The 16580-nt window shown below is 60.2% G+C and carries 18 protein-coding genes; 8 read left to right on the top strand and 10 right to left on the bottom strand.

The features are described 5' to 3' along the window. Positions 1-85: 85 nt before the first annotated feature. A complete protein-coding gene (leuC, locus tag PspS49_RS20425) occupies positions 86-1504 on the top strand; it encodes a 3-isopropylmalate dehydratase large subunit (protein WP_160041255.1) in 1419 nt (472 codons plus the stop codon). Continuing rightward, positions 1501-2115 carry a 3-isopropylmalate dehydratase small subunit gene (gene leuD, locus PspS49_RS20420; RefSeq protein WP_160041253.1) on the top strand — a complete coding sequence of 205 codons (615 nt, stop codon included), beginning with the start codon at positions 1501-1503 and terminating at the stop codon, positions 2113-2115. Before leuC ends, leuD begins: the two co-directional genes overlap by 4 nt. A gap of 126 nt (positions 2116-2241) precedes the next feature. Here leuD and PspS49_RS20415 read toward each other — a convergent pair whose 3' ends face one another. From PspS49_RS20415 to soxR, 4 genes are all read right to left on the bottom strand, one after another. Further along, positions 2242-3192, bottom strand: a complete 951-nt coding sequence (locus PspS49_RS20415) for a LysR substrate-binding domain-containing protein (RefSeq protein ID WP_160041251.1) — start codon at positions 3190-3192, stop codon at positions 2242-2244. 24 nt (positions 3193-3216) lie between these two features. Then, positions 3217-4092: an alpha/beta fold hydrolase gene (locus tag PspS49_RS20410; RefSeq protein ID WP_160041249.1), complete on the bottom strand. Its 876-nt coding sequence runs from the start codon at positions 4090-4092 to the stop codon at positions 3217-3219. A 248-nt stretch (positions 4093-4340) separates the two neighbouring features. Then, a complete protein-coding gene (locus PspS49_RS20405) occupies positions 4341-4799 on the bottom strand; it encodes a VOC family protein (protein WP_127929182.1) in 459 nt (152 codons plus the stop codon). 105 nt (positions 4800-4904) lie between these two features. Continuing rightward, entirely contained in the window at positions 4905-5357 is a 453-nt protein-coding gene (gene soxR, locus PspS49_RS20400; protein ID WP_150775672.1) for a redox-sensitive transcriptional activator SoxR, read from the bottom strand. Positions 5358-5450: 93 nt separating this feature from the next. On the opposite strand from soxR, the gene PspS49_RS20395 reads away from it, so the two are divergent. Further along, the gene (locus tag PspS49_RS20395) at positions 5451-5804 is read left to right on the top strand and encodes an antibiotic biosynthesis monooxygenase (protein ID WP_160041247.1); all 354 of its coding nucleotides are present in this window, start codon (positions 5451-5453) and stop codon (positions 5802-5804) included. On the opposite strand, the gene PspS49_RS20390 is transcribed toward PspS49_RS20395, so the two are convergent. The 4 genes from PspS49_RS20390 to msuE form a co-directional block, all read right to left on the bottom strand. Further along, on the bottom strand, positions 5801-6901 hold the full coding sequence (locus PspS49_RS20390; RefSeq protein WP_160041245.1) for a sigma-54 dependent transcriptional regulator: 1101 nt from the start codon (positions 6899-6901) through the stop codon (positions 5801-5803). The genes PspS49_RS20395 and PspS49_RS20390 overlap by 4 nt on opposite strands. Positions 6902-6937: 36 nt before the next feature. After that, on the bottom strand, positions 6938-8125 hold the full coding sequence (locus tag PspS49_RS20385; protein ID WP_160041243.1) for an acyl-CoA dehydrogenase family protein: 1188 nt from the start codon (positions 8123-8125) through the stop codon (positions 6938-6940). 76 nt (positions 8126-8201) lie between these two features. Continuing rightward, positions 8202-9347 (bottom strand): FMNH2-dependent alkanesulfonate monooxygenase, encoded by a 1146-nt coding sequence (gene ssuD, locus PspS49_RS20380; RefSeq protein ID WP_007949711.1) that lies wholly within the window; start codon positions 9345-9347, stop codon positions 8202-8204. A 10-nt stretch (positions 9348-9357) separates the two neighbouring features. Then, on the bottom strand, positions 9358-9921 hold the full coding sequence (msuE, locus tag PspS49_RS20375) for an FMN reductase (protein ID WP_016985421.1): 564 nt from the start codon (positions 9919-9921) through the stop codon (positions 9358-9360). A 389-nt stretch (positions 9922-10310) separates the two neighbouring features. Between msuE and PspS49_RS20370 the strand changes: the two genes are divergently transcribed. The 4 genes from PspS49_RS20370 to PspS49_RS20355 all read left to right on the top strand — a co-directional run bounded on the left by PspS49_RS20370 (position 10311) and on the right by PspS49_RS20355 (position 14521). Beyond that, positions 10311-10568, top strand: a complete 258-nt coding sequence (locus tag PspS49_RS20370; protein ID WP_160041241.1) for a hypothetical protein — start codon at positions 10311-10313, stop codon at positions 10566-10568. 101 nt (positions 10569-10669) lie between these two features. After that, complete coding sequence (locus PspS49_RS20365; RefSeq protein WP_095113070.1) at positions 10670-11284, top strand: LysE family translocator; 615 nt, start codon at positions 10670-10672, stop codon at positions 11282-11284. 205 nt (positions 11285-11489) lie between these two features. Continuing rightward, entirely contained in the window at positions 11490-12656 is a 1167-nt protein-coding gene (locus PspS49_RS20360) for an aminotransferase class V-fold PLP-dependent enzyme (protein ID WP_160041239.1), read from the top strand. Positions 12657-12712: 56 nt separating this feature from the next. Continuing rightward, positions 12713-14521: an aminopeptidase P family protein gene (locus PspS49_RS20355; protein WP_160041237.1), complete on the top strand. Its 1809-nt coding sequence runs from the start codon at positions 12713-12715 to the stop codon at positions 14519-14521. A gap of 43 nt (positions 14522-14564) precedes the next feature. Here PspS49_RS20355 and PspS49_RS20350 read toward each other — a convergent pair whose 3' ends face one another. Then, on the bottom strand, positions 14565-15161 hold the full coding sequence (locus tag PspS49_RS20350) for a 2-hydroxychromene-2-carboxylate isomerase (protein ID WP_127929175.1): 597 nt from the start codon (positions 15159-15161) through the stop codon (positions 14565-14567). Between the two features lie 35 nt (positions 15162-15196). Then, positions 15197-15925 (bottom strand): SDR family oxidoreductase, encoded by a 729-nt coding sequence (locus PspS49_RS20345; protein WP_160041235.1) that lies wholly within the window; start codon positions 15923-15925, stop codon positions 15197-15199. Positions 15926-16016: 91 nt separating this feature from the next. Here PspS49_RS20345 and PspS49_RS20340 point away from each other — a divergent pair, with 91 nt between their 5' ends. Then, positions 16017-16580, top strand: a complete 564-nt coding sequence (locus tag PspS49_RS20340) for a TetR/AcrR family transcriptional regulator (RefSeq protein WP_150750756.1) — start codon at positions 16017-16019, stop codon at positions 16578-16580.

Here is a 16580-nt window from a genome sequence, read left to right as displayed (position 1 = left end):
TCCACGCCATCACTGTCAGGCAATTGATGGCCGCTGCGCGCTGCCTATGATGGAAATCACCCTGATTGCCTGAGTGAGCGCCTTGATGACCGCCAGAACCCTCTACGACAAACACATCGATTCGCACACCGTGTGCCGGCTCGACGACCAGGGCCATGTCCTGTTGTACATCGATCGCCAGGTGATCAACGAATACACCAGCCCGCAGGCCTTCAGCGGTTTGCGCGCGGCCGGGCGCGACGTTTGGCGGCCGGGCACGGCGCTGGCGGTGGTCGATCACGTCAACCCGACCACGCCTGTGCGCATCGCGGCAATGCCTGATGCGGGTGGCGCGCGGCAAGTGTCGTATCTGGCGCAGAACTGTCGGGACTTTGGCATCGAGTTACTGGACATTCTCGACAAGCGTCAGGGCATCGAACATGTGATCGCCCCCGAGCAGGGTTTCATTCTGCCCGGCATGGTGATCGCCGCTGGCGATAGCCACACCACCACCTATGGCGCGCTTGGCGCCTTCGGCTTCGGTATCGGCACGTCCGAGATCGAGCATCTGCTGGCCTCACAGACTCTGGTCTACAAACGTCTGAAAAGCCTGCGTGTGACTGTCGACGGCGACCTGGCGCCGGGCCTGACCTCCAAAGACGTGATCATGGCCCTGATCGGCCGCATCGGCGCTTCCGGGGCCAGCGGTTACGCCATTGAATTCTGCGGCTCGACCATCGATGCCTTGAGCGTTGAAGCGCGCATGACCATCTGCAACATGGCGGTCGAGGCCGGCGCGCGGGGCGCATTCATGGCGCCGGATGAAAAGGTCTTCGCTTATCTGAAGGGCAAGCCACGGTCGCCGCAAGGTGAGTCGTGGGAGCGCGGAGTGGAGAAGTGGCGCGAATTGCGCAGTGATCCGGGCGCGGTGTTTGACCGCGAGATTCACCTCGATGCCAGCGTGCTGGAGCCGATGGTCACGTGGGGCACCAGCCCCGATCAGGCCGCCGCAATTGGGGCACGGGTGCCGGATCCGCAAGCGGTCAGCGATCCGATCCTGCGTCAGGACATGCGTCGTGCCCTCAACTACATGGGGCTCGAAGCGGGCATGGCGCTCAGCGATATCGTCATCAGCCACGCCTTTATCGGCTCGTGCACCAACGCGCGGATCGAAGACCTGCGCGATGCCGCCAGCGTCGTGCGCGGTCAGCAGGTGGCCGGGCATGTGCGCGCGATGATTGTTCCCGGTTCCAGCGAAGTTCGTGCGCAGGCCGAGGCCGAAGGGCTGGCGCAGATCTTTATCGACGCCGGTTTCGAATGGCGGCAGTCCGGCTGCTCGATGTGCCTGGCGATGAACGACGACGTGCTCGCGCCCGGTGACCGTTGCGCATCCAGCACCAACCGCAACTTCGAAGGCCGCCAGGGCGCCGGCGCCCGCACTCATCTGATGAGCCCGGCAATGGTCGCCGCTGCGGCCATCAGTGGTCGACTCACCGATATCCGCCACTTTGGAGAACGCCCATGAGCCTGCAACCCTTCACTCAAGTCAGCGGTCAGGCCGCGCCGTTATTGGCGGCCAATGTCGACACTGACGTGATCATGCCCAAGCAGTTCCTCAAAGGCATTGATCGCCAGGGACTCGATCGCGGCTTGTTTTTCGATTTGAGGTTTCTGCGCGATGGCAGCCCCAACCCCGATTTCGTTTTGAACCAACCAGCGTGGCAGGGCGCAAGTTTTCTGCTGGTCGGGCCGAATTTTGGCTGCGGTTCCAGCCGCGAACACGCGGTCTGGGGCTTGCAGCAAATGGGTATTCGCGCATTGATCGGCAGCAGTTTCGCCGGGATCTTCTACGACAACTGCCAGCGTAACGGGGTGTTGTTGATCACGCTGGAAGAGGCGCAGGTGCAGCGCATCGGACGGCTTGTCGGTGAGCCTGAAACGGCGCGGATCAGTATCGATCTCGAGGCGCAGCAGATTGGTTTGGCGGATGGCAGCGTAATCGACTTTCAGATCGACACCCTGCGCAAGACGGCGTTGCTCCTCGGTCTGGACGCTATCGGCAGTACCTTGCAACGGCGCGAGCAGATCAAAACCTTCGAACGCCAACACCTGGCCAACAACCCGTGGCTCTCTTGACCCACCATTGATTCCTTGTGGGAGCGAGCCTGCTCGCGAAAGCGGTCATTCAGTCGAGATCAATGTTGACTGACTGGACGCCTTCGCGAGCAGGCTCGCTCCCACATTTGATATCGGTTGTTTCAGCTAAACGGAAAGCCCTTTGAAATGCGCCTGCAAAAACTCCACACACGCGCGCAACTTGCCGGAATGCGCCAGCCGCGTCGGGTACACCGCCCAGACATTGGCGCTCTGGCTGTAATCCTCCAGCACCTGCACCAAGCGTCCTTGTTCCAGCAGTGGCTTCACATCCCACAACGACCGCAACAAAACCCCACGCCCGTCCAGCGCCCACTGCAAAACAATCTCGCCGTTGTTGGACGACAACGGCCCGCTGACCCGCACGTTTTCTTGTCCGCCATCGCGATCCAGATTCCAGATACCGAAGGCGTTGTCGCGTTCCTTGATCACCAGGCAATCGTGCTGTTGCAACTCGTCGAGCGTTTGCGGCGTACCGCGGCGTTGTAGATAACCCGGGGCGGCACACAGCACGCGCCGGTTGCTGACCAGACGCCGACCAATGTGCTGACCGGGAATGTCGTCGCCGACGCGGATCTCCAGATCGAAGCCTTCATTGATGATGTCCACCACCCGGTCAAACAGGTCGAGGCGAATCTCCAGTTCTGGATAACGTTCGGCCAGCAACGACACCGCCGGCGCCACGTGATTGCGACCGAAACCGAAACTGCTGCAAATGTGCAAACGCCCACGCGGGCTGTCGTGGGCGTCGGACAATTCGTCGTGCAGTTGCTGGAAATCATCGAGAATGCGCAACGCCCAGCGCTGCACGCGTTCACCGTCCTCGGTCAGCGAGACGCGACGGCTGGTGCGGTGCAGCAGGCGAGTACCGAGGGTGGTTTCAAGAATCTGGATGCGTTTGCTGACATAGGCCGGTGACAGGCCCAGTTCATCCGCAGCGGCGGCAAAGCCGTTCTTGCGGATCACGGTGAGCAGCACACGCAGGTCTTCGGGCAGGGGCACGGTGTCTTTCTTCTGGGACATGTCAAAACGAACACTGGCGGCAGAAGCCGCCAGCATAGCACCGAGATCTGGCGGCTCGGCTCAGCGCAAAAAGGCCAGTGCTTCGGCGAGCAACAGTTCGGGGACTTCTTCGGCAATGTAGTGGCCGGCGGGCAATGCCTGACCGCTGACGTTGGCCGCCACTTGCTGCCATTCCTCGAGTGGATCGAAACAGCTTCCGACGGTGCCTTCGGCGCCCCACAGCACGCGCAACGGCAGATTCAGGTGATGCCCGGCAGCGATGTCGGCGCGGTCGTGCGCAAGATCGATGCCGGCGCTGGCGCGATAGTCTTCGCAGATGCCACGGGCGCTGCCGGGTTGTCGCAGGCAGCGCAGGTATTCGCCGAAGGCTTCATCGGTAAACGGCTTGAGTCCGGCGCTGCGGCTGCCCATCACGCTGCGTAAATACGCTTCGGGATCGGCTTCGAGCAAGGTTTCCGGCAGCGGCGCCGGGCGGATCAGGAAGAACCAGTGCCAATACGCACGGGCGAAAGCTTCGTTGGTCTGCGCGTACATCGACAGGGTCGGCGCGATGTCAAGCAGCATCATGCGCTGCACGGCGGCGGGGTGGTCGAGCGCGAGGCGATGGGCGACTCGTGCGCCACGGTCGTGGGCGAGGATCGAAAACTGCTCGAAGCCCAGCGACTGCATCAGTTCGACATTGTCGCGGGCCATTTCGCGTTTCGAGTAATTGACATGCTGCTCATCGGCGACCGGGCGACTGCTGTCACCGTAACCGCGCAGGTCGGCGGCGACCACGGTGAAGTGTTCGGCCAGTTGTTCGGCAATCTTGTGCCAGATGACGTGGGTCTGCGGGTGCCCGTGCAATAGCAGCAGGCCCGGCCCGCTGCCGCCGAGGCGGTAGGCGATGTCGACGCCGTTGACATGGCGCTGATCTTTGAGGAATCCGGCAAACATCGGGCTGATCCTTTTTCAGGGTTCTGATTGGATGCATCCTGAAATCGTCCGGCGTTCGCGGCAAGGGGCAAAGCGTGGTGGGCCGGTTCATGAAGTGTGTTCATGAGGCTCGGGTTGCCAGTGCCGGCCCCTTCGCGAGCAAGCTCGCTCCCACAGTAATTTCCGGTGTGACGATTATCTATGCCACCCAACAAAACCCTGTGGGAGCGAGCTTGCTCGCGAAGAGGCCAGTCCAGACACTCAAAATCTCAACCCTGCTGAAACATCTCCATCGCCCGCTGCTTGATCTGCTCTTCAGTCAGATCTTCCTTGCGCGAGGCCAGAAACCACAGATGCCCATACGGATCCTTCAGCGTCCCGCTGCGATCACCGTAAAACTGATCCTTGACCTCGGACACCGAGGTCGCCCCGGCATCCAGTGCTCGTTGAAATGACTTGTCGACATCGGTCACATACAGATGCAATCCAACTGATACGGCTTTATCAGGATTGCTCAAAGGCCCTTGATCGCACGGCGAGCCGAGCATGATCGCGCTGTCGCCAATGCGCAGCTCGGCGTGACCGATGCCGCCGTCAGGCATGGCCAGGCGCATGACTTCGGTGGCGCCGAAGGCTTTTTTATAGAAATCGATGGCTTCGGCGGCTTTGTGGATGCCGAGATACGGGGTAATGCTGTGATACCCCTCGGGAATGGGTTTTACGCTCATGACGTTCTCCCTGAATTGTTGTTCTTTGAGACAGGACTCCACCGGATTTGTGGAAGAGTCACTATAGAACTGTCCTCGCGGTGCAGATTTTTGCCCGACGAGCAGTCAATCCTTGGGAAAGTGCGGTCCCGGTCCCTGTTCGCCCAGCACATCACCCTGATTGCGCAGCGGGCAGGCCTCCATCGACAAACAGCCGCAACCGATGCAGCCATTGAGGCGGTCGCGCAGCAGCGTCAATTGCTCGATCCGCTCATCCAGCTCCCGGCGCCATTGCTGCGAGAGGATTTTCCAGTCTGCCGCGCTGGGTGCGCGATCGTCCGGGAGAATTTTCAGCGCCTCGCCAATCTCCGCCAGCGGAATCCCCAGCCGCTGCGCGACTTTGATCAACGCCACGCGGCGCAGTACTTCGCGCGGATAGCGCCGTTGATTGCCGGCATTGCGCTGGCTCTTGATCAAACCTTTGGATTCATAAAAGTGCAGGGCGGTGACGGCCACGCCACTGCGTGCTGCGACTTCACCGACGGTGAGCTGCTTGTGCACGGTTTCCTTGGTGATCATTGCAAAAATGCTCTTGACCTTGACTTAACTAGAGGTTTTACCCTGCAGGCCTTCGAGTCGCAAGGCTCGTCTTACGTTGAGTGGGGGTTTTCCATGAACAACCGAAGTTTTACCCAATTGATCGAATTTGAAATCGAACCACGCCAACAACCCGCCCTGGTGACCGCGTTATCGATGCAGACCGAGCGCCTGGCCGCGCGTTATGCCGGTTTTGTCAGCGCCAGTGTGCAGGCCAGCGATGACGGCCGGCGCGTGTTGAGTTTTCTCCAATGGCAGACCCGCGAGGCGGGGGAGGCGGCCTTTCGCAGCTTCGAGAGCGGCGAGCAGGACTTCTGGCAACTGATCCACACCCATCAGGCGAAAACCATCACCTTCAATTCGTTCCAGGTGCTGAGCAGCATCGCCCGCAGTCACGACGATGCGCTGCACTGCCATCTGGTCGGTTAGATCGACAGCTGGATCAAACGCTCGCCTTGCAGATTTTCCGTGAGTCGCCGCTTGTTCACTGCCAGTTCGCCGATCTTGATCAGTCGCGTACGGGTGACGTTGCGGCTCAGACCGAGCAATGCGGCGGTGTGCACCTGGTTGTAATGGCAAAAGCGATACGCCGCGCGCAACAAGGCGTCCTCCACTTTTTCGTGCAAAGCGCCGGCTTGTTGCGCAAACAGTTTTTGAAAGGCCTGTTCCAGCAATGCCTCCGGTGAATCGTCGGCGCCGGCATGATCGTCGGGTCGTTCGATGCGCAGGTTCGACAGGCGCAGATCGTCGCGCTCGATCACACCATTGCGGCAGATCAGCAGAGTGTGGTGGATGACGTTTTCCAGCTCGCGAATATTGCCCGGCCAACTGTAAGCACGCAGCTTGTGCTCGGCGCCGGGGCTGATACTCACGCGTCCATAACCGAGGCGCTGACTGTAGGCTTCGATGAAATGTCGCGTGAGCGGCAGGATATCGCCGGGACGCTCGCGCAGTGGGCTCAGTTCCAGATTGACCACGTTGAGGCGGTAATACAGATCCTCGCGGAAATGGCCGGCGTTGATGGCTTTTTCCAGCTGCACGTTGGTCGCCGCCAGCACCCGCACATCGATGGCAATGCTTTTGCGCGAGCCCAGTCGGACCACTTCGCGTTCCTGCAACACCCGCAGCAACTTGACCTGAATCGCCATCGGCAGATCGCCGATCTCATCGAGAAACAACGTGCCGCCATCCGCTTCCTCGAACCATCCGGCCTTGGCGCTCAGCGCGCCGGTGAACGCGCCTTTTTCATGACCGAACAATTCCGCTTCCACCAGCGATTCGGAAAACGCCCCGCAATTGACCGCGATAAACGGCCGATGACGACGGTTGCTGAGGTTATGAATATGCCGCGCTACCAGCTCTTTGCCGGTACCGGTCTCGCCGATGATCAGTACACTCGCTTCACTCGGCGCGACCTGTTGCAAATGCGCGAGCAAGGCCTGGGACTTCGGGTCTTCGAAGACCTGCGCGGTGGCGCGGATCGACGTCGCGAGCGCGGGGGAGGGCGGTAGGGTCAGCAGTTGCATGGGCTCGTCCTTCTTTTTAGTTCAAATGCAGGCAGGTCAGGAATAGAAGGTCGGCACCGGTAGCGACTGATTCAGCGCCCAGTCGCCCAATTCGTGGAGTTTGTAATCCAGCGGGTCGTGCAAAGTTTGCGTGCGCAGGTTGCGCCAGTGACGGTCGAGGCGCAGGGAGGCGTGGGTCGAACGCGCGCCGGTCACTTCGAACAAACGACTGCAAATTTCCAGGCCCTGGCGGCTGGCGGCGACTTTGGCGGTGGCAATCGCGGTGGCGACATGGCCGCGCTCTTCGGCGCTGAGATTGGCGCCTTTGGCCCAAGCCTCATCAAGCAACGCCGCCGCGCGTTCGACCAACAGGCGAGTGCCTTCCAGCGCCACCCAGAAATCGCCGTAATGCGCGAGCACGTAGGGATCTTCGCGCACATCGCGCGCCGTGGATTTGTGCCAGAGGCGGGTTTCGCTGAGGGTATATTGCCGTGCTTCTTCAAAGGCGCCTTCGGCAATCCCGAGAAACATATGCGTGAAGGTCAGTTGCGCAATCAACGGTCGCAAGCAGGCGAACGGCGTGCTCAGTGGGCCGGGATCGAGCAACAGTTCCGACTCTTCGACGCGCACCCGTTCAAACGTGGCGCTGCCGCTGTCGGTCTGACGCTGGCCGATGTTGTTCCAGTCGTTGTGCAGGGTGATGCCGCTGCGTCCGCTGGGAATCGCCGCGATCAGCAACTTGCCGCCGGCGCTTTCATCCACCGCCGAGGCGATCAGCATTTGTGAGTCGCTGGCGCCGGAACAGAAGCTTTTCTTCCCGGAAAACTCGCGCCAGCCACCGAGGTTCTTGACCACGGTACGGGTGTCGAGCGGGTTCAATGCGTTGCCCCAGAACCAGTTCTGCCGCGCGGTCTGTTCGAACCACGGCTGCCATTGTTCTGGCCGGGAAAACAGGCGCACGGTGGCGAGCATCAAATGATGAAAACCGAAAACGTGGGCGATCGAGCTGTCGACCTTGGCGAATTCGCGAACGACCTGCAGGGTTTCGCTCCAGCTCGCGCCGAGGCCGCCGTAGCGGGTCGGAATACTCAAGGCCAGCAGTCCGCTGTCGCGCAGGGCATCGCGCTCGACTTTCGGTGTGCCGCCACGTTCATCACGCTCGACGGCGGTCAGGGCAAATTCGGCGGCCAGTTGGCGGGCGGTCTGCAGCGGGGATAACAAAGTACTTTGTGGTTTGGCGGTCACACCAACACTCCTGAATTCAAACTGCCCATGTAGGAGCTGCCGCAGCCTGCGGCAGCTCCTACACAAGAGATCCGGTTTACGCCGAGGCTTTTGTGGGCAACACATCATTGGCAATCATTTCACCAAACGGCCCGGTCAGATTCGTCACGCCACGCCCGGCCAGACTGGCGTAAGGCTCCGGCAACAGCGGGAACACCAGCTCGGCAAAGCGGTAAGCCTCTTCCAGATGCGGGTAACCGGAGAAGATGAAACTCTCGATGCCCAGATCCGCGTATTCCTTGATCCGCGCCGCCACTTGCTGCGGATCGCCAACCAGCGCCGTACCGGCACCGCCGCGCACCAGGCCTACGCCGGCCCACAGATTCGGAGCGATCTCGAGGTTGTCGCGACGACCATCGTGCAAGGCCGCCATGCGCCGCTGACCCTCGGAATCGAAACGCGAGAAGGACTTCTGCGCCGCTTCAATGGTCTCGTCGCTGATGTGTTCGATCAGTTTGTCCGCGGCTTTCCAGGCTTCTTCGGCGGTCTCGCGCACGATGACATGCAGGCGGATACCGAACTTGACCTTGCGCCCATGCCGCGCCGCGCGCTCGCGCACATCGGCGAGTTTTTCCGCGACGGCGGCCGGAGGCTCGCCCCAGGTCAGATAGACGTCGACCTGTTCAGCGGCCAGATCATGCGCAGCGTCGGAGGAACCGCCGAAGTACAGCGGCGGATAGGGTTTCTGTACCGGCGGATACAGCGCTTTGGCGTTCTGAACCTTCAGGTGTTTGCCGTCGAAATCCACCGCCTCGCCTTGCAGCACACGCCGCCAGATTTTCAGAAACTCATCGGTGACTTCATAACGCTCGGCGTGACTGAGGAAACTGCCGTCGCCACGGTTTTCATCCGGATCGCCGCCGGTCACCACGTTGATCAACAAGCGCCCGTTGGACAGGCGATCGAGGGTCGCAGCCATGCGCGCCGAGACTGTCGGCGAGATGATCCCCGGACGGATCGCCACCAGATAACGCAGGCGTTCAGTCAGCGGCACCAGTGCCGAGGCGATCACCCACGAGTCTTCGCAGGAGCGCCCGGTGGGAATCAGCACGCCGTGGTAGCCAAGACTGTCAGCGGCCTGCGCAACCTGTTTCAGATAATTGAGCGTGACCGGGCGCGCCCCTTGGGTGGTGCCCAGATAGTGGCCATCGCCGTGGGTCGGCAGGAACCAGAAAACATCCATGAACGGCTCCTCAGGCGATTTTCAGCAAGGGTTTGATTTGTGTGGCGAACAGCGGCGCGGCGCGTTCGGCGGCCAGGCGGATGCGCGCCTTCAACAGTTCGCTGGTGATCTGGTAATCGGCGAAGTCGGCTTCGGTGGCGTACACGCCGATCGGCAAGGTCATGGCCTGGAAAAAGCTGAACAGCGGCCGCAACTGGTGATCGAGCACCAGCGCATGGCGTTCGCTGCCGCCGGTTGCGGCAAGCAGCACCGGTGTGTCGATCAGGGCGTTGAGGTCGATCAGGTCGAACAAGTGCTTGAGCAGGCCCGGGTAGGAGCCGCGATAAACCGGCGCGGCCACGATCAACAGATCGGCCTGTTCAATGGCCTGCAACTCGGCTTCAACCTCGGCACTGAGCTCCTGACGCGACAGCGCGCCGCCGAGCGGGCGAGCGATATCACCGAGTTCGATCAAATGGCTTTCGATGGTCAAATGCCCGGCCAATTCGGCGAGCAAGGCCTGGGTCAGTACCAAAGTGCGGGACGGACGCCAGGTGCCGCCGGAGAGGGCGACGACTTTCAGGGGACGCGACATGATCAGTTCCTTTTTTCAACAGTTGCTCAGCGAGCAGTGAATGAGTCACCGAGTCTGAGCAAGCGCTGTACCAATTCCTGTAAGCCCCGGTATACAAGGCGTTGAGCGTTAGCGTGGCGGTCGCGCCTGTGAGCAGCGAGGCGCTTTGTTGAATCGGTGTTGGCTGAGCAACAGTTGCTGGAGCAACAGTGCTCAGCGCATGGATGAAGTTATAAAGGCTGTTTGTTATTCCGTAAAAGAACGTTAATCGATATTTATAGATCGTTCGGAGATATATGCCGGCCCGTGTCGATTTCCTGATAGCCACTATTGAGAGCGTTGATTTCTGCGCGAGCGTGCCCGGGCGTAGCCTTTGTCCATCGACTCCCATTGCTCGCCAGGACGCTCCCATGAATCGTTTACTGACTGTTTCCCTGTTGCTCGCTGTCTCCGTACTCGCCGGTTGTGCCGGACACGTTTCGCCGGAAATGCGCCCCTACACCGATGAGGAATCCCGCGAGTTGGCGATGGAAGCACTGAATCGCAGCGGCTTGTCCTTCGACGAATATCACGCAAAAAAAGCGCAATTGCTCGGTCAGACCCGGTTCGACAAGAAAGCTGAAATGAGTGCCGAACGTGCCGTACAGCTGCACGGTCGTCCTAGCTGAAACCAAACTGTACTGGTAGAAGTTTTACCCAACTGTCCGTGGGCTTGCCGGGCGGTGTGGGATAGGGTCAACACCTGAATGACCCTGATGGATTGCCTGCCATGACCCTCTCGCTTGACCTGCTGTTGGGCTTTGCCCTGTTTGCCCTTGTCACCTCGATTACGCCGGGGCCGAACAACACCATGTTGCTGGCATCGGGGGTGAATTTCGGCTTTAACCGCACCATCCCGCATATGCTCGGAATTACCTGTGGCTTCTTCGTTCTGGTTGTCGCGGTGGGCTTCGGCCTCGGCGCGGTGTTTCAGAACTATCCGATTCTCTATACGGTTCTGCGCTATGTCGGCGCGGCGTATCTGTTGTATCTGGCGTGGAAAATCGCTCACTCGGGACCCGTCGGTGACAGTGCCGAGGGCGAGGCAAAGCCGATCAGCTACCTTGGCGCCGCCGCGTTTCAGTGGGTCAATCCCAAGGCGTGGATCATGGCGATCGGCGCCATCAGCACCTACACGCCGATGCAGGGCTATTTCACCAATGTCGTGGTGATTGCTGCGGTGTTTGCCATCATCAACCTGCCGAGTGTCGGCGTCTGGGCCGCCTGCGGTACGTTGTTGCGCAATGTGCTGAAGGATCCGCGCTGGTTGCGCGTGTTCAACTGGGGCATGGCGGCATTGCTGGTGATTTCGCTGTACCCGTTACTTCTCGAAAGCTTTAGCTGACGCATTGCTTCAACCGCAGGCCGGATGCCTGTTAAGCTCGGCTTCAGGAGCGTTCCTACGCACTTTTAAATGAAGTTGTTCTTCTTTAACGGCATCCGATCAGGTATTGATGACGCTCTCGAACCGACGCGCAGCTCACAAGGCTGCGCCGTACCGTTTGCAGACACGAGCCTCCTGATCCCGGAACACGCTCTGCGAGTCTTTTATGAACACACGTCCGTTGTATTTCGATTACGCCGCCACCACCCCGGTCGACGAGCGGGTCATCCAGGTGATGATCGAGTGTCTGGGGTTTCACGGTAATTTTGGCAACCCGGCTTCCAGCTCCCACGCGTTCGGCCAGCAGGCCCGGCAGACGGTCGAGCAAGCCCGTCGGCAGGTTGCCGAGCTGGTCGGCGCCCGAGCTGAACAGATTGTCTGGACCTCCGGTGCCACCGAGTCCAATAACCTCGCCCTCAAAGGCGTGGCGCAGGCCCGCGGGGTTTCCGGCGGCCATATCATCACCAGCCAGATTGAACACAAAGCCATCCTCGATACCGCCCGCCAATTGCAGGACGCCGGCATCGCCGTGACCTATCTGGTGCCGGACGCCGATGGCCTGATCACGCCGCAAGCGGTCAGTGAAGCCATGCGTGAGGACACCTTTCTGGTGTCGCTGATGCTGGTCAACAACGAGTTGGGCACGGTCAACGATGTTCAAGCGATTGGCGAAGTGGTGCGCAGTCGTGAAGCGTTGTTCCACGTCGATGCGGCACAGGGGGCCGGTAAAGTGGCCATCGATCTGGCGCAATGGCCGGTGGATCTGATGTCGTTTTCGGCGCACAAACTTTACGGCCCGAAAGGCATCGGCGCGTTGTATGTCGGCCCACGAGCGCAGCAGCGGTTGCAGGCGCAGATTCACGGCGGTGGTCATGAAGGTGGTTTGCGCTCCGGAACCTTGGCGACGCACCAGATTGCCGGCATGGGCGCGGCGTTTGCCTTGGCCGCCGAGAACTTCGAGGCCGAGAAAAAAACCATCGTCGCACTGCGCGAACGCCTGCTCGAACAATTGCTCAGCCTGCCGGGCGTTAGCCTGAACGGCTGCGCCACTCAGCGCATTCCGCATACTTTGAGCCTTACGTTCGGTGAGGGCGAATTCAACAGCGCGGCGTTGAGTCATTCGATCGCGTTTTCCGCGACCTCGGCCTGCAACTCCGCCAGTAACACGCCATCGCACGTGCTGTTGGCGCTGGGTCATGACGCACATCTGGCCGGTCGCACCATTCGCCTGAGCCTCGGCCGCTTCACCACCGCCGAAGATATCGACAAGGCTGTTCAACTGATCAAGACCGCCTGCGCCAGTGCTCCGGCATTCTGGGCGACAGGGCTTTAAACGAGCCGACCTCACGGCTACGAACAATAACGATGAAGTGATTAGCAGGAGACATGATGAGTACCCAGACCTCGACCGAAGGATCGGTGCCCCAGCGCCTGGCGCACACCCGCGAACTGATGCGCCGCGAAGGCATTCACGCACTGCTGGTGCCGTCCGCCGACCCGCATTTGTCGGAATATCTGCCGGGTTACTGGCAGGGTCGGCAGTGGTTGTCGGGCTTCCATGGTTCGGTCGGGACGTTGATCATCACCGCTGATTTTGCTGGCGTCTGGGCCGACAGCCGTTACTGGGAGCAGGCGACTAAAGAACTCAAGGGCAGCGGCATCGAACTGGTCAAACTGCAACCCGGTCAGCCGAGCCCGCTGGACTGGCTTGCCGAACAGACACCTGAAGGAGGTGTAGTTGCGGTCGACGGTGCGGTGATGGCCGTGGCCTCGGCGCGTACCCTGAGCAGCAAGCTCGAAGCACGCGGTGCGCGCCTGCGCACCGACATCGATCTGTTGCAGGAAGTCTGGAGCGATCGCCCGAGCCTGCCGAATGCACCGATTTATCAGCATCTGCCACCTCAAGCGACGGTCAGCCGTGGCGAGAAACTCGCCAAACTGCGCGAAACCTTGCAAGAGCGCGGGGCGGACTGGCATTTCATCGCCACTCTCGATGACATTGCCTGGCTGTTCAACCTGCGTGGCGGCGATGTGTCGTTCAACCCGGTGTTTGTTTCATTTGCGTTGATCGGTCAGCAGCGGGCCACGTTGTTCGTAGCGCTGAGCAAGGTCGACGCAGATTTGCGCGCGGTGCTGGAGACGGATGGTGTAACGCTACGTGATTACACAGAAGTCGCTGATGCCCTGCGTGCCGTGCCGAGTGGCGCGAGCCTGTTGGTTGACCCGGCGCGAGTGACCAGCGGTTTGCTGGATAACCTCGACAGCGGCGTGAAGCTGGTCGAAGGCTTGAACCCGACCACGTTGGCCAAGTCGCAGAAAAGTGAAGCCGATGCTCAGCACATCCGCCAAGCGATGGAGCAGGACGGCGCGGCGCTGTGCGAGTTTTTCGCCTGGCTGGAATCGGCCTGGGGCCGCGAACGCATCACCGAACTGACCATCGACGAGAAGCTCACCGCTGCCCGCGAACGTCGTCCGGATTATGTATCGCTGAGTTTCAACACCATCGCCGCGTTCAACGCCAACGGCGCCATGCCGCATTACCACGCCACCGAAGAAGAGCATGCGGTGATCGAGGGTGACGGCTTGCTGCTGATCGACTCGGGTGGACAATACCTCGGCGGCACCACGGACATTACGCGGATGGTGCCGGTCGGTACGCCGACTGAAGAGCAGAAGCGCGATTGCACGCGCGTGTTGAAGGGCGTGATTGCGCTGTCGCGTGCACAGTTCCCGAAAGGCATTCTCTCGCCGCTGCTCGATGCCATTGCCCGTGCGCCGATCTGGGCCGACAGCGTGGATTACGGTCACGGTACGGGTCACGGCGTTGGCTATTTCCTCAACGTCCATGAAGGCCCGCAAGTGATTGCCTATCAGGCAGTGCCGGCACCGCAGACGGCCATGCAGCCGGGAATGATCACCTCGATCGAGCCGGGCACTTACCGTCCGGGTCGTTGGGGCGTGCGTATCGAAAACCTGGCGATGAACCGCGAGGCGGGCAGCAGCGAATTCGGTGAATTCCTCAAGTTTGAAACCTTGACGCTGTGCCCGATCGACACACGTTGCCTGCTGCCGGCGCTGCTGTCGGAGGAAGAGAAACAGTGGTTCAACGCCTACCACGCGCAAGTGCGTGAGCGCTTGAGTCCGTTGCTTGAGGGTGCGGCGCTGGAATGGCTGAACACCCGTACTGCGGCTATCTGATCGGCCGGGATTCAGGCGCTGTGTTCAGCGCCTGAATGATTGCTTAGCCTTGGCGCAAGGCTTCCTCAACAAAGTCGAGCCGATCCTGGCCGAAGAACAGTTGATTGCCGATGAACATGCTCGGCGCGCCGAACACGCCGCGTTTAACTGCGGTCTCGGTGTTGTCCTTGAGTACGGCTTTGACGGATTCGTCACTGCTTAACGCCAGTATTTCCCGTGGATCGAAACCGTGTTTGCTCAGTACGGCGGCAACCGTTTCGGGTTCGTCGAGGCTGCGTCCGTCAACCCACAGTGCTGTGAACAGGCAATTGATAAACGCCTGAAAGCGTTCTGGCTGACGCAACTGGATGCCGGTAACCGCACGCATCAACATCAGTGTGTTGATCGGGAAGTGCGGATTGAATGTCAGCGGCACCCCGTAGCGTTTCGCGTAGCGGTCCAGATCCTCGAACATATACCGACCCTTCGCCGGAATCATCGCCGGCGATGCGTTGCCGGTTGCCTTGAAGACGCCACCGAGCAGCATCGGGATGTAGATCAGTGCACTGTTCGTTTCGGCGCAAATCTTCGGTAACTGGGTGTAGGCCAGATAGGTGGCAGGGCTGCCGAGGTCGAAATAGAACTCCACGGTTTTCGTCATTTTCGCGTCTCTGTCGTTATTGTTATGGCGGGGGGTTACCAGCGTTCGTTCCAGGGGCGCAGATCCAGTTCGAACGTCCAGGCATCCCGTGGCTGACTGTGCAGATACCAGTAGTTCTCGGCGATGTGCTCGGGATTGAGGATGCCATCCTGATCTTTCGTGGCGTACTTCTCGGGGAAACTTTTGCGAATGAAATCGGTGTCGATCGCACCATCGACCACCACATGGGCGACGTGGATGTTCATCGGCCCCAGTTCCCGCGCCATGCTTTGCGCCAGCGCGCGGATACCGTGTTTGGCACCAGCGAAAGCGGCGAACCCGGATGCGCCACGAAGTCCTGCGGTGGCACCGGTGAAAAGAATCGTGCCGCGATTGCGCGTGACCATGCGTTTGGCCACTTCACGGGCATTGAGAAAGCCTGAGAAGCAGGCCATTTCCCAGATCTTGAAATATTTGCGAGCGGTTTCTTCAAGAATGCTGCACGGCACGTTGGCGCCAATGTTGAAGACAAAGGCTTCGACCGGACCGAGGCGGGTTTCGATGTCTTCAATCAAGGCGATGACGTCTTCTTCCTTGCGCGCATCGCAGGCAAAGCCATGGGCTTCGCCGCCTTCAGCCTTGATTGCATCCACCAGTGGCTGCAATTTGTCGGCGCTGCGGCGGGTGACGCAGGCGACGAATCCTTCTTTGGCAAAACGCTTGGCAATCGCTCCGCCCGTGGCATCGCCGGCGCCGACAACCAATACGACCTTCTTGTTGTTCATGGGTGAATCCCTTTATTAAACGATCGTTAAGTGAACGAACGTTATGCTAGGATCCGGGCAACGTCAAGGCAGTCGATTCGAGGGCAAACACATGCGTTACTCCGCCAGTCACAAGCTGGAAACCCGGGAAAAACTCTTGCAGAGCAGTGCGTTGTCAGCAAAGCGATCGGGTTTTTCCACGGTGGGCGTCGATGGTTTGATGAAGGCTATCGGGTTGAGTGGGGCGGCGTTCTACAGTCACTTCTCGTCCAAAGATGCGTTGTTCACTGCTATCGTCGAGCGAGAGTTGGGTCAAAGCCTTGAGCGGTTGGGGGGAGAGGGGGCGCAGGATCGTGAACGACTGGAGCGTTGTCTCAAACACTATCTGAGCATGGCCCACGTAGAACAACCTGAGGCCGGTTGTGCGTTACCAGCGCTGGGGGCGGAAATTGCCCGATCGGATGTGCAGGTGCGCGAACAGGCCGAGCTGTGGATTTGTCGCCTCCAGGAGCGTTGGGCACAGATACTGGAGAGCGAGACCCTGGCCTGGTCGGTGCTGTCGCAATGCGTCGGAGCATTGGTAGTGGCGCGCATGTTGGCCACGCCGGACGTTCAGCAAGCGGTGCTGAAGTCCAGCCATGAAGAGATTGGCCGGCAGATTGCCGGGCAGCGCTGA

Source organism: Pseudomonas sp. S49, assembly GCF_009866785.1.
In the GTDB taxonomy this organism is placed as follows: Bacteria; Pseudomonadota; Gammaproteobacteria; order Pseudomonadales; family Pseudomonadaceae; genus Aquipseudomonas.
This window is presented reverse-complemented; position numbering and strand designations above follow the sequence as displayed.